Below are 13,093 nucleotides of genomic sequence, written 5' to 3'. Positions count from 1 at the left end.
TTCATCGAGTTAAATCGTTTTGTCGATTTCTCAATGCCTGTGAGTGTCCACACAGATTGCTTGATAGATTGTTAAAGAGCAAAAGAAGCCAGCCAAGCATTTCAACTTAAAGCATACAATGCTTGAATCTTTGACTTCCAGACCCTGTCGCGGGTCAGTGGTTGCGCATTATAGGGAGCCTGAATTTTTGCGCAACCCCTAAAAGGCGATTTTTCTTATCAAAGTCTCTGAGTGATTACTATTACACCAAGAAGTCCAATAATCCGCCAAATTAGGCCAGTGATGCCAAATATTTAGGTACATCGGCAATGCTATCCAGCACTACGCTCGCCTCATCCATGGCTTCCTGAGTCACCTCTTTACCACTTCTGACCAGGATCCGCACCGGGATCCCCGCAGCTTTGGCGGCGCGCATATCATCGGCCTTGTCACCAACCATTACACTGGCGGCAAGTTCCAGCTTAAGGAAACTGGCTGCACTGTTGATCATTCCGGCCTTAGGTTTACGGCAGTCACAATCCTGCTTGTATTCACCTATGCCTTTCTCGGGGTGGTGCGGGCAGTAATAGATACCATCGAGATCCACGCCCTTGTCGGCAAAGTTCCAATCCATCCATTCGGTCAGACTGGCAAACTGCTCTTCGCTGTATAGTCCACGGGCAATACCTGACTGATTAGTCACCACCACCAACTTATAGCCTTGCTGCTTCAACGCCAGGCAAGCATCGAAGACGCCTTCGATATATTCAAAATCATCTATCTGGTGCACATAGCCGTGATCGACATTGATTACACCATCTCTATCCAAAAAAACCGCTCGGTTCACTGTTTGCCTCCCAGAAAGCGAATGGCGATATTATTTCATTCATTGCAACAAAATGCACTGCGGGAACAGACTTATGTTGTGAGCTTTATGGCAGAGGGGGAGAAAACCCCGGCCCTTGAGGTCCGGGGTGGTGTTTGGCCTAGATGTTTAATGCACTGCCGCTAAGGGAGAGGCTAGACTTCCGGGCTCAGCATGACCATTCAAACGGGTCGTAGTCTGCGAGCACTCTGGCATATTCAGGACTCAGGCCATCGGTAGAAAAGTAATATCCCTTGCCATCGCGGCCTATGTCATAACGTATGTCGTCATACTCCGGCATCGCCAGCAACTGTTGTCGCAACGCCTGCTGCGCTTCGACATCTAGGTTATAAGGGGGATAGCACAAAACCGAAGCCTCGAGCACAGCAGTATGACGGCAACTGGCTTCGCGTATCTGCTGCGCCAGGGTCGCTACCACTTCACCCCGTTGCAATGCCAACCAGCGGTTAGCATAACTGTCCACCATGTGGCGATCTGAATAGAAGAAGTGTTCACCATCCGATAAACGCATCTTCAGATCCCTATATTCAGGCGCCAGGATCAAGCTGATGTACTCTTGCACGGCATCCACAATCTTTTCCGTGTCCTTCCCTGCCACAGCCAACAACTGCGGCAGGGAAACCAGACGTCCGTGCTGGCTGAATAGCCGGATAAAATCCACCAGTTCCAGCATGGCTTACCCCGGCAACAGGCCACGAGCCTCTAGTGCATCGGCCGCGTAACCCAGGCCAAATTTCTCCAGGGTTGACCTCAGCGGTGCCCCGGTTTGCCTGTCCCAACCAAAATCGTCATAGAACATATCCAACGCCTTTTGAATATCGTCTCTGTCCATCTTAATGGTGCCTTCATCGCCGAAGGCCTTGTCGGGATCCATGTCGTAAACCCAATCGCAGAGCACATCGTGCTCATTGCGCATATTGATCTCATTCATTTGGATCATGGTCAGCGCACGGTGCAGATGCAGTACCCGCTCGGCCATAAAGTCGAGCTCAGTCTCGGTCACAACTTTTCCTGTAACCAGAGAGAACATTTGGGATTCTATGGTGCTATCTCCGCGATAGTTGCGATTCTTGTCCGGCGAAGCCAGCAAGGGGAACATCCAGTTACAGAGAGTCAATGAGTCGTGCAGCACGTTTTTCACCAAAGACCACTTGGCAAACCTGACCTTGGCCGGGTTGATTGGGGTGTACCACTTCACCTTATCGAAGGCCCCTTCGCCCCAGAACTCGGCGGCTATGGTTTCGATCATGTCCTGAGGCAAGCCGCAGTTAACAATATTGATATGGGAGTGACACTGGGCATCGCGGTTGAACACCATATTGATCAGAGTGCCCACCTGCCCTGCTGTCTCACTGGCATGATGCACGGCAGCGTTAGTCTTCTTATTGAAAATTTTCACCGAGGATTCTTTGTGAATATCCCAATAACCAAGATCCGGGTTACGCCCATCCAGTTTCCAGCGTTCAATCAGATCCGACATGCCATCGGCCATATGGGCAATTTCCCCTTCGCGGTAGGCTATGCGGCGGTAAAAATCGATAAGGAACGCCGGATCTTTCTTGTCCCACAGATCCCAAGGGATGCTGTCAAACTCCTCCTTGGGCAACAGATATTGGAACATATCGTGCTTTTTAAGGAACTTGAACAGATGCGAAATCAGGCCATAGTTACACCAGATGCCGTAATCATCGATCAGATGTCCCCCCAAAGCCCCGGTCATCGCGTGCTCTTCCGAACCTTTCTTAGTATCCATCAGATACTGGGGCGCCAGGAATCCCATACAAACGTTGGAAATATGCTCGCTCTTGCGACCATACTTCTGCTTCAGTTCAGGCACCTTAAGTTCACAAAAACAGCGAATGGGGCAAGCATGACAACCACCGGTACGCTTCATCCACTTGTTGGCATACTCTTCACCGAAGTACATCTCGGCCATTGAGGTGCGGAACCCCACCTTATTACGTTCATTCCAAGGTACCTCACCCAGCTCAATCTGTTGATCCGACTGCCCCCATTTAAGCCCAGGCCGCGCCTTCCAGCGACTGATGCCATTGGAATACTCGGCCCAAGACTGCGGAGTAGATGGCACAACCCCTTGGTTATTGGCGCCTATAATCCCCAAAATATGGTCATCGAGCCGACGCATATTGGCATTATCGGCGGCAATGGCCACAGCCCCTGTACCTATGATGCCTATCCCTTTGAAGTTCTTTGACCCGAGCACGGCGCCATGACCTCCGGCTGAGTGTCCCCCCTGAGTCATAATTACAGACAAGGGCACCTGGTTTTCCCCCGCCTGACCTATGGCCGCCACTTGGGCATTGGGGCCCATCATTTCGGCAATCATGGCGTGGGTATCAAAAATCCCCTTGCCCCAAAGCGCAGCGGCTGACTCTAACGTGACTTTGCCATCTTCTACTCTGAGCCATACCGGCGCGGCGGCGCGGCCTTCAATGGCGATGGCATCAAATCCGGCATATTTCATTGCCGGTGAAAAGTGACCACCGAAATGACCATCGGAGATCAGATGATCTTTAATCACCGGGCTGCGGGAAGTAATAGTAGTGCGACCAGTACAGATCACCCCTGAACCGGTTAGCGGACCGGCTGAGAATACAATAATATTTTCAGGATCTGTGGCCTTGATATTATCTTTATGGCCATCCCAAAGGATCTTGTAGCCTATCCCCATACCACCTATATAGTCATGATATTTATTTGTTGATTCTGTCGTAATATTGCCGGTTGTTAAATTAACCCTTAATACTTTACCAGCCCATCCGCCAAGTTTATCTGTCATTTTCAATTACCTCATTAACCGATCAGGCCAGTATATTTTTCATATTGTTCGAGCGCGGCTTCCGCCTGTTCCCAGGTATAAAATTTAATCGCACCTGTCGGACAAACCTGGGCACAGGCCGGCTCGCCCTGACACAGGTCGCATTTCACGGCTTTCATTTTGCTGCGTACGACTTTAATCACCTGTTGCGGGCATTTATCGGCGCAATAACCGCAACCGACACAGCGCTTTTCATCTATCACCTTAGCGCCGGTTTCCGGATGAGTTGAAATAGCCTGCTGCGGACAGACCTCAGTACAAACTTCACAATGACGACAGGTGGCGGGCACCACTGTGCGATCGCCGCATTCCCCTCGCTGCTCTGTGTAATTGAATTGCACACCATGAGGCCCATAGTTCATGTTGTGTTCGACCTTGACCCTTGCCAGGGTTGGGCTGCAATCGCCTTCATGGTTCCAGCCACAGGCGATTTCACAGCGACGGCAACTGACGCAGATAACCGGATTAACCACCATCAAGCCACCGGGTAACACCTCAACCTTTTCATCGCTGGCATCGTCACTGCCACAACCGGTAAGAAAGCTGATGAGCGTTCCACCATAGACAGTACCTACGGCTGCTCCCATACTCCCTTTCAGCATTCCTCGTCTGGTAATCATATTGCGTTCCTTAATTAGTTTAAGAAATATTATTTAAATATGCATACACCAAATGCCCGACGATTCATGCTAATTAAACTAGGACATTTTTTCTTAACTCGGGTCACATTTACTCACGAACAAGCAAAGTAATCTCAGTAACTAGAATTATCATCAAATATTAAACTTTCACTTTTCTTAAAAAGGAAAAATACAATTTAGATCGAGACAGCGCTTATCAGTTATAAATGGTTCAGATTGACAATAGCCATAGACAAAAAACTCAAAAGAAATAAATTAATCCTTGCATACATTCCTAATTAGACATCCCGACAGAATCTAAAACATAAAGGAATGGGAAATGATGAAATTCAAGCCTAAAAACGCCTGGTGGAAACTATCTCCACTGGTGGTTTGCTTATTGGCAGCATGTTCCGATGGTGATGACGGCCAAGTGGGTCCACCGGGTGAGGTAGGGATCAATATTGCCAAAGCCAAATCACTGCAAGCCAATATCGAAGCCGTAACCATAGATGAGCAGACCCGGGTTTCGGTCGACTTCTTCTTAAGCGATGCCAACGGCGTTGCCGTAACCGGACTGGAACAACTGGAGCAGGTATCCACCTTGGCCATGGGCATAGCCAAGCTGGGCAGTGCTCAACCCATGTACGGAGATACAATGCCTGCAACGGGACGCTATGAGATAAACCGGGCTCCCCAATGGATAAGCTATATCAATAAACTGGTTGAGCCCGGAAATGGTGCCACAACCCAAGCTTCGACGCAGTGGCAAGCCGGGATTGAGAGTGACTGTAAACTCGACTGCCTACAGAGCCTGGGACAGGGGCGTTACCGCTATCAATTCAACAAGGCGCTCAATCAATACCCAAGCTTTGAAGGGCTCGATACCCACTACGAAAGTGACAAGACTCACAGGGTCTATCTGGAGCTCAAGCCCGCTGCGGACAGCTCACCGAGCAGCATGCTGATCAACAGTGTCTATGACTTTATTCCGGCAACCGGCCAAGCCGCCGCTGCCGAAGACAGCCGGGTATTGATAGATCAGCAGCAGGCCTGCTATCGCTGCCACGGCAGTGACAGGGATAACAGTGAGGCGCGTTTGTTGATGCACGGCAGCAAGCGTTTTGCCTTTGAAGGCTGCGTCATGTGTCACACCAGTTACTCGGGCGACCCAGAAACCGGCTCGGCGCTTGATATGGCGACCCTGACTCACAAAATTCACCAAGGCGAGTATAAGGTCGTTGGCTATCAGGGCCATGAATATGACTACAGCCAATTGCACTATCCCGGTGATATCAAGGATTGTAACAGCTGTCATATTCCCGATGCCGCGCCGCAGGCCAGCCAATACTTTATTCCCGGCAATAACAGCTGCCTGAGCTGCCACAGTAAGGATGCCCCGGATGACTGGAATGGCAGCGCCAGTGCGTTATTCCACGATAGAGAACTCTTCCCCAGAGGCTGGCAACAGAGCTGCTCAGGCTGCCATCCGGATGCCAGCAACCCAGAGGGCGCGGGTAAAATCCACCTGAGCCTTGGCAGGACAAGCAAACTCATCAAACAGGAGTATGCCTTTGCGCTTTCCTCCGCCGCTATCGATGGCGACAAGCTGAGTATCAGCCTGGATTTTCGCAGCCAAGGCCGCCTGCCGGCAGACGATCCGGCCATAGAGTCATTGTGGTTAACGGTCAGTGGCGATCCCGAACCTGCCAATCGTCCGCTCAACAATGGTCAGCGCAAGATTTGGAATTTGGCCAACCCTGGGGATGACGTCACCCTGGCCATGCAGGGGCACAGCCTCAGCGCCGCCATAGGCCCGCTTCAAGCAGCGGACTTTGGCGAGCCGGACAAGACTCAAGTTCGGGCAAAACTGGTTGTCTGTGCCGATCCCGCGACAGGTTTTGCTGTGGCTTGTGATACAAGCGAGACCCGCATCGAGGTGATTGCCGATAACCCCTTGTCACTCACAGGCTCTGCGGCAAGCAATAAAGCCCTTGCCGATGAGGTTGCCTGCCGGCGCTGTCATGACAGCGACATGCAGCAGCGGGTTGTCAGCGCTCATACTCTGGCGAGCCGCTTCCAGCCGGGCAATGACAGCTGCGGCAGTTGTCATGCGCCTCAAGGAGCTACGGCCCTGACCGACAAGAGCTGCAACGACTGCCACAATAATGGCACTAACATGTACCTGAATGCCGGGCTGAAACACACTCCTGGCATGGATCAAATAAAAGCGATCCGTACCCTGAACAACAGTCTGAACTACAGGGAAATGGTGCATTCGCTGCACAGTGGTACCCGCACTGTGGCCGGAATGGGCGCCGACAGAGAGGCGGCCACCTATCCGAAACCGGCCAGTGACTGCCGCGCCTGCCATATCAAGGGCCAGCTTACGCTGGATGGCCTGAGTCAGAGCGCCTCCGTGTTGGTTGCCACTCCCGGCGCAACCGAGAAAGGCCAAATCGCCGAGTATTCTCCCACGGTTGCAACCTGTGGTGGCTGTCATATCCAAGTGGAAAAATGGGCCAGCCATGCCGAAGCCTTCGGAGGCGTATTCCAAAAGGATGCCAGCGGCGGACCTGTGTATCAGAGCGGCAGCGAGAGCTGCGCCGTTTGTCACGCCGAGGGGCGTAATAACGGCGTCGACATAGTACATGGTATCAAGGATTGACCTACTCACTCTCATCGGTAAAAACGGCGCCTCGGCGCCGTTTATCTCTCTGCCGCTTGTGGTGACAAGTACCACAATGGCCTAGATGAAGCCCTACAAAGATGGAGCCCCAAAGGTAATGCAAATAGTTTTTTTCTGCCAAAAGCCGCTTCATAACGACACAGGTTATCGGGCCAACACTCCAACACGCACCATATCCAAAACACAGAACCCAGGGAATTCCCAGGGGTGGCCATATGGGTTTTTCTTTATTTATCCTCGTGTTCAATGTAGTCTTATTCGGCTCAGTAGCGAATAACCTAAGCAAGACAGGAGCCATGAGCCACACAAAGCCCATAGTTCATAAAACGCGCACCCAAGTTGTAGTCGAAGTGCTGCGAGAGAAAATTCTTTCAGGTGAAATCTCGGCTGGCACGCCTCTACGACAGAGCGCCCTCGCGGAAGAGATGCACGTGAGCCGCATTCCGATCAGAGAAGCGCTACTGCAACTGGAAGCCGAAGGGCTGGTGAAGTTTGAAGCCCATAAGGGCGCCACAACCACCGAATTATCGGTGGAACAAGTCAGAGAGTTATTTGAACTCAGAGCACTGATTGAAACTGATCTTCTTGCCAAAGCTATTCCAAACCTGCAGGATGAAGATCTGCGTCAGGCCGAAGCCGTACTGGACAAACTGGAATCTGCCTTTAGACAGGATAATGCCGTGGGAAGTTGGAGTGAACTCAACACTGAGTTTCACACGCGTTTGTACCAGGCCGCCAACCGGCCCCACACCATGGAAGTCGTACATGGTCTGAACACCAACTGTGATCGATATATCCGCTTACAGTTATTGCTGACCGGGGCAATTCCCAGAGCCGAACAGGAGCACAGGGAGTTACTGCAATTATGTCGGCAAAGAAAAATAGATGAGGCCGTGGTCCTGCTGAGGGCCCACATACTGCACGCTGCCAGTACCATTCGCGAATTGGTAGCCCAACAGGTGAGCTGAAAATCACGACCCTTTTCAAGCAATAGCGCTTTAGTTGTCCAAAAGACAGAACTGGTTTCTGTCTTTTAATTTTGAGAGTAAATTCAATGCAGTACGCCACTATTACCGGCTGGGGAAAGTGCGTTCCCCCCGCCGTTCTAACCAACCATGATCTGGCCACCTTTATCGATACCTCCGATGAATGGATTAAACCCAGAACCGGGATTAGCCAACGTCATATCAGTCACGTCAACACCTCGGAATTGGCCACAGTAGCCGCCCAACATGCACTGGCCGCAGCGGGTATCGAAGGCAGTGAACTGGATATGATTATCCTGGCAACCGCCAGCCCGGACACCCTGATCCCCAACATAGCCTCAACAGTACAAGCCAATGTCGGCGCCACCTGTGCCGCCTTTGATATCAACGCCGCCTGCAGTGGTTTCCTCTACGGGGTTGGCTTAGCGACCGCCCAAATCAAGAGTGGTCAATGCAAGAAAGTCCTGGTGATAGGTGCCGAACGGCTGAGCTTCTACCTCGACTGGTCAAGAAGGGAGACCGCTGTACTGTTCGGTGACGGTGCCGGTGCCGTGGTACTGGAGGCCACAGATACTCCATCTGGCGTACTGGGCTATGAACTCAACAATGATCCCGAAGGCCGCGATATTCTCAAAGCAGGCTTCGGTACAGGCATGGATAGATTTGTTGCCGAGTCACTGGACTTCTACATCCAATTCGATGGCCAGGAAATCTTCAAACGCGCCATCAACGGCATGGGTAAACTCAGCGCCCAGGTGTTGGAGAAGTGTGGTCTGGACAAGGAAGAGGTCGATTGGGTTATCCCCCATCAGGCCAACGAGAGGATCATCGACACTCTGGTACACAGAATGAAGATCCCCAAAGAGAAGGCCTTCGTCAACATTGCCAACTATGGCAACACTTCAGCAGCCACCATTCCTATTGCCATCTGTGATGCGTTGGAAAAAGGCATGATCAAGCCAGGACAACATATTCTTTCCTGTGCCTTTGGTGCCGGCCTCACCAGCGCCGCCTTGCTGCTGAAATGGGGTGATAGAGTCACGCCGCTGAAGCAGAGCGATGCCAGCCTGCCGCCATGCGATCAGACAGGTATTGAGCTGGTAAAACGCGCGGTAGACTATTTCTGCCATCGCGATAAAGCCTGAGCCGAATGACCTGTTTAAAAAAACGGTGCTGTGAGCACCGTTTTTTATTGTTATTGTCTACACGACTTTGACCTCTGCCGTTTTCAATCTCGGGCATCAGGCCGAAACCGGCCATACGGGCACCATCTTGCTGCCGTGCTCGGCGACAATCGCCATGATCCCCAGCTGCAACTCCTCGGCGACTTCCTGATAAACCGGTAAACTGGTGGTGCCGACATAGGCCAGTACATTCAACTCGAGTCCGGCGTTGCCAAAGCCCTTGAAGGTGACCCGCATCGGTGACTCATCCACCTTCTCATGCTGCTTTAGCAAGGCTTTGATATCATTGATGATCGCCTGCAGCTGTTTGGCATCTGTACTGTAATCGAGACGTATATCTGTCTTAAAACGGATTTTCTCCCGCTCTGAAATATTCTCTATCTCCATTTCGGCCAACTTGGCGTTGGGCATATGAATAACAGAGCGATCCAAGGTTCTGATGCGGGTACAGCGTAGGCCTATCTCCTCCACTGTGCCGCGAACGCCGCCGAAATTACCGATATTGCCAACCTTGATGGGCGCGGCCGAATAGAGAGTGATGGTGCCAATCAGGTTTTCTATCGACTGCTTCGACGCCAAGGCGATTGCCAGCCCCCCGATACCCATCCCGGCCAGTATAGTGCCAGCATTAAATCCCAGGTGCTCAAGCCATAATAAAGTCGCCAAGCTGAGCAGAGCCACCCGCAGAAAATTCCCAAGGGGACGCAACAAGGAGGCCGCCTGTTTGTTGCCCTTGGCTATCCAGCGTTCCCTAAGACTGCTCTGTGCCAGTCCCACCAGCGCCCATATCAACCAAACCGTGGCCAGAATAAAGAAAAAGCCTGTGTTGATTATCTCCTGCATCGCAGCGCTCAAGGTACTGTTGGCAAGCATGGCCCTATCGAGTGCCACAGCGGCAAAGAACCTGAGTGGGCCGCGAATAAAGGCACCCAATTCAGCCTTAAGCGGGTGTGATGAACGTGAAAGCGGCCATTGCAACAACCAGGTCACAGGTACCACGAATAAGAATGCCAGCGCCAGATAGGCCAGCATCATGGCCCATTCCCAAAGATTCAAGGTAAACAGGCGTCCTTCAGGAATGTGCTCGATAAACCACTCCACCACGGGGCCATAGCCCAAGGCCTGGTATAGTTTTGGAAGCTTGGCAACCGTGGCATTGGAAACCTTCCACAGACTGCCGTATTCAGAGCTCGGCACCCGCTGCAATAGGAGCTGATAGGCCTTGTTTTCGGCTTCCAAACGGGCAAATCCCTCCCGATAGGCGGGCAGCTTGTCGTCGGTTTTGCCCTCCGGGGTATCATCCAGCTCTTGCGGGTTGAGCCAGAGATTACGCTCGATAATCGCCAGCAACTGCCTGGCATAGAGCGGCCCCTGCTCCGCTGTCATGCCGGTGGGAAGAAAACGCAGATCCAGATACTCGGCCGCGGTTTGGTAATCCCCCTCTCTGGCGTATTGCATAAAGCCCTGCAGGGCGCCTCTGGGGGTATCCCTGAACAAGGGGTCGCGATACTCATAAGCCGCTGCAGCACTTTGCTCGCTTGGCGTTTCCGGTGCAGGTTCAGCCGCCGGACATAACCCAGGCCAGAGCAACAGAATAAATAATCCTATGCCAATCAACACTCTATTCATTAACGCGCTCCTTGCCACTATAAGATAAGGTACCAATCCATCCGGTGTAAGCACTTCAAGCTGTGTTCAAGCCAGAGTGCGCCAGGGGGTTATTGGCACCTTCAACAAAAAAGACTAGCAGAAACAAGTAGTTCCGGATATATCGGCTCAGTATTTATACTGCTTGACTTATAGCCAACTGTCGATATAATTGCCGGCGATATTAAGGTACCCTCAGCTCGTCCCATCTCGCTCCAGGCCGCTTAAGTAAATCCGTTCAGTTAACAATTCCTGAGTTTAATTGAAATGTCACACAGCTGTGGTGAACTCTGTGCTGCGGCGATGGTCTGATGTTCTGCTGACACCCGGAGTGTCTTTTTGCACTTCAGTCTGTCGGGGGCTTGATAAAGGCTGACAAACTGGGTACATTCAATAGTCAACCAACGCATCTTTCGCAATAAATGCTAAGGATTTTCTATAGTTAAGATTGTATACGCCAATATCGGCGCTAACAGAAAATAAGGAGTGTGGCCTATGTCATACAAAGTAAACGGACATGAAATCGCAGTAAGTTTTCCTGTAGATTCAATTTCCATCAACAAAAACTCTATCGCCTTTACCGACAGCAAAGGCAAGAAGAAGCAAACCTTCTCAAAGCGCACAGAAACCCTCAAGTTTATGAAGTGGTTGCTGAGCGCCAATAAGTAAGACTGTCGAAATGCCCACTCGATACCCCTATCCTCTCACTGTATCGAGCGCTCAGGCAGATTGGACTGTTATCCAGCAGCAATCGGGTAAAACATCACATTTGGTCAAGGCCTTTTCCCGTGATCCCGGGAAGCAGCCTGACCAAATGGCGATAAACAGGTAAATCAAGCGCCAGATCATTTTCCAACCCTTCCACTTGAATTAAGCTGATGCTTAACAAACTCATCTGTCGGTGTTGTCTTGAATCAATCCATCACAGCAGCTAAAAGCAGAGTGACTAAACCCGGATCCATTAAACCGAATACCACGGAAGCGATGCGCTCATTGCTTAGCGAGATCCGGCGCTGTATTCCACTGGACTTGCCGGAAGCCAGCCTATGCGGCGGGAAATGCCTGGGTTGCTCCAAGAAAATACTGGAGATGTTGGACACTGAGGTATGCTTTTGGGAGTCCCGTCTCGATGACGAAGTGCCTGGGCTTGCCGATCTCAAATCCTTGCAGCGCTTGGCTGAGCGCACTCATAAGATCCTCAAGCGTAACCAGCTGGTCTGAATCAGCCGTATTTACGCCCGTATCTGGGAAGCATGGACTCATTACCAAGGAGCCCCCCCTGATGCAGATACAATACCTGGCAGTCGCCCTCACATCGCAAGAAGTCGAGCAACACTTGCCAGCCGAGCGGATCGTACAAGAGCTCAAAGCGGATACCGCTTTGCTCCAGCTCTTGCCAAAGTTGGTAAAACTCGGGGTAACACTTGCCAAAATGATACTTACGCTCGGGTGTAACAATAGTTGGATGCAATGCCTCATCGGGCGATAACTCAAGCAACTGGGTCTTGAGGTAACTGTCTCCGCCGACCACGGCGCAGGTCAGCACTTCAATATCAGCCTGTTGCTCACAAAAATACTTCTGTAGAAACAGTGCCGTTGTACCAGTCCCCGATGGCAGAAACAGCTTGAGGTTATGGGCAGCCTGTTGCTGCTGCCACTGTAAAATCTCGGTGCCCAACTGAGCCACGCCGTATTCGGCATAACTACAGCGGCCCCCTTCGGGAACGAACAGGCTGTGCTCGCACTCAGGTACAATATGCTGCCTGACAAAGTTCTCCAGAGTCATGCCGGTCATCAACTCGGCGTTGGGCGTATTCTTTACGGCTATCACCCGTGCACCCAATTCCAACGCGGCGCGATAGTTACCCAGGGGGCGCTGCTGCAACCAGTCCGGCAGGTGATCCACATAAAAGTCCAGCTGCCAACCTTTGAGTTTGGCCAGCGCCGCCATAGAGTAGAGTGAGTTGGCCTGGGCCGAACCATAACCTATCAGGCGCTTGATACCGGGAAAGTCATGGTCGAGGAAATAACGGAACTTGCGCGCCTTATTCCCACTGAAACTGGGATGAAGTAGATCATCGCGCTTGATAAACAGCTGATGTCCCCGAAACTCAAAGGCTTGAACCGGGGTTTTATCCAGTTTGAAATCGGCTAAAGACATGGCACTGGCGATATATTTCAAGGCTAAGGTGTGCAAGGGATAGCTATTGTATGTGTTTGCCGCCAAGGAGGACAGGATTCAGGCCACAAATCCTCACAGGCA

11 protein-coding genes are annotated in these 13,093 nt (G+C 51.5%); 5 read left to right on the top strand and 6 right to left on the bottom strand.

Features of this window, described 5'->3' with window-relative positions; translation table 11 throughout:
- Positions 1 to 271: 271 nt before the first annotated feature.
- The 4 genes from gmhB to CBE72_RS19020 all read right to left on the bottom strand — a co-directional run bounded on the left by gmhB (position 272) and on the right by CBE72_RS19020 (position 4,324).
- Positions 272 to 826, bottom strand: a complete 555-nt coding sequence (gene gmhB / locus CBE72_RS19035; protein WP_100145759.1) for a D-glycero-beta-D-manno-heptose 1,7-bisphosphate 7-phosphatase — start codon at positions 824 to 826, stop codon at positions 272 to 274.
- 187 nt (positions 827 to 1,013) lie between these two features.
- Positions 1,014 to 1,538 carry a hypothetical protein gene (locus CBE72_RS19030; RefSeq protein WP_100145757.1) on the bottom strand — a complete coding sequence of 175 codons (525 nt, stop codon included), beginning with the start codon at positions 1,536 to 1,538 and terminating at the stop codon, positions 1,014 to 1,016.
- A 3-nt stretch (positions 1,539 to 1,541) separates the two neighbouring features.
- Entirely contained in the window at positions 1,542 to 3,665 is a 2,124-nt protein-coding gene (locus CBE72_RS19025; RefSeq protein ID WP_100145755.1) for an aldehyde ferredoxin oxidoreductase, read from the bottom strand.
- Between the two features lie 14 nt (positions 3,666 to 3,679).
- Positions 3,680 to 4,324, bottom strand: coding sequence for a 4Fe-4S dicluster domain-containing protein (locus CBE72_RS19020; protein WP_100145753.1), 645 nt, complete (start codon positions 4,322 to 4,324; stop codon positions 3,680 to 3,682).
- Positions 4,325 to 4,664: 340 nt separating this feature from the next.
- On the opposite strand from CBE72_RS19020, the gene CBE72_RS19015 reads away from it, so the two are divergent.
- The 3 genes from CBE72_RS19015 to CBE72_RS19005 all read left to right on the top strand — a co-directional run bounded on the left by CBE72_RS19015 (position 4,665) and on the right by CBE72_RS19005 (position 9,144).
- Positions 4,665 to 6,992, top strand: coding sequence for a multiheme c-type cytochrome (locus CBE72_RS19015; protein ID WP_100145751.1), 2,328 nt, complete (start codon positions 4,665 to 4,667; stop codon positions 6,990 to 6,992).
- A 317-nt stretch (positions 6,993 to 7,309) separates the two neighbouring features.
- On the top strand, positions 7,310 to 7,981 hold the full coding sequence (locus CBE72_RS19010; protein ID WP_100145749.1) for a GntR family transcriptional regulator: 672 nt from the start codon (positions 7,310 to 7,312) through the stop codon (positions 7,979 to 7,981).
- A gap of 86 nt (positions 7,982 to 8,067) precedes the next feature.
- A complete protein-coding gene (locus CBE72_RS19005) occupies positions 8,068 to 9,144 on the top strand; it encodes a ketoacyl-ACP synthase III (RefSeq protein WP_100145747.1) in 1,077 nt (358 codons plus the stop codon).
- Positions 9,145 to 9,240: 96 nt separating this feature from the next.
- Here the strand turns inward: CBE72_RS19005 and CBE72_RS19000 are convergent, their stop codons facing one another.
- Entirely contained in the window at positions 9,241 to 10,812 is a 1,572-nt protein-coding gene (locus CBE72_RS19000; RefSeq protein ID WP_188726029.1) for a mechanosensitive ion channel family protein, read from the bottom strand.
- Between the two features lie 513 nt (positions 10,813 to 11,325).
- On the opposite strand from CBE72_RS19000, the gene CBE72_RS18995 reads away from it, so the two are divergent.
- Positions 11,326 to 11,499 (top strand): hypothetical protein, encoded by a 174-nt coding sequence (locus tag CBE72_RS18995; RefSeq protein WP_100145745.1) that lies wholly within the window; start codon positions 11,326 to 11,328, stop codon positions 11,497 to 11,499.
- A 315-nt stretch (positions 11,500 to 11,814) separates the two neighbouring features.
- Positions 11,815 to 12,051, top strand: coding sequence for a hypothetical protein (locus CBE72_RS18990; RefSeq protein WP_100145743.1), 237 nt, complete (start codon positions 11,815 to 11,817; stop codon positions 12,049 to 12,051).
- A 1-nt stretch (position 12,052) separates the two neighbouring features.
- Here CBE72_RS18990 and CBE72_RS18985 read toward each other — a convergent pair whose 3' ends face one another.
- On the bottom strand, positions 12,053 to 13,027 hold the full coding sequence (locus CBE72_RS18985; RefSeq protein WP_229671949.1) for a 1-aminocyclopropane-1-carboxylate deaminase/D-cysteine desulfhydrase: 975 nt from the start codon (positions 13,025 to 13,027) through the stop codon (positions 12,053 to 12,055).
- Positions 13,028 to 13,093 lie beyond the last annotated feature (66 nt).

It is taken from the genome of Shewanella carassii (assembly GCF_002777975.1).
Classification (GTDB): Bacteria; Pseudomonadota; Gammaproteobacteria; order Enterobacterales; family Shewanellaceae; genus Shewanella; species Shewanella carassii.
This window is presented reverse-complemented; position numbering and strand designations above follow the sequence as displayed.

What these genes read in the sequence shown, in the direction of transcription:
- CBE72_RS19015 (WP_100145751.1), top strand. Translation starts at nt 4,665, where the DNA reads ATGATGAAATTCAAGCCTAAAAACGCCTGGTGGAAACTATCTCCACTG.
- CBE72_RS19020 (WP_100145753.1), bottom strand. Translation starts at nt 4,324, where the DNA reads ATGATTACCAGACGAGGAATGCTGAAAGGGAGTATGGGAGCAGCCGTA.
- CBE72_RS19005 (WP_100145747.1), top strand. Translation starts at nt 8,068, where the DNA reads ATGCAGTACGCCACTATTACCGGCTGGGGAAAGTGCGTTCCCCCCGCC.
- CBE72_RS19025 (WP_100145755.1), bottom strand. Translation starts at nt 3,665, where the DNA reads ATGACAGATAAACTTGGCGGATGGGCTGGTAAAGTATTAAGGGTTAAT.
- CBE72_RS19030 (WP_100145757.1), bottom strand. Translation starts at nt 1,538, where the DNA reads ATGCTGGAACTGGTGGATTTTATCCGGCTATTCAGCCAGCACGGACGT.
- CBE72_RS19010 (WP_100145749.1), top strand. Translation starts at nt 7,310, where the DNA reads ATGAGCCACACAAAGCCCATAGTTCATAAAACGCGCACCCAAGTTGTA.
- CBE72_RS18990 (WP_100145743.1), top strand. Translation starts at nt 11,815, where the DNA reads ATGCGCTCATTGCTTAGCGAGATCCGGCGCTGTATTCCACTGGACTTG.
- CBE72_RS18995 (WP_100145745.1), top strand. Translation starts at nt 11,326, where the DNA reads ATGTCATACAAAGTAAACGGACATGAAATCGCAGTAAGTTTTCCTGTA.
- CBE72_RS19000 (WP_188726029.1), bottom strand. Translation starts at nt 10,812, where the DNA reads ATGAATAGAGTGTTGATTGGCATAGGATTATTTATTCTGTTGCTCTGG.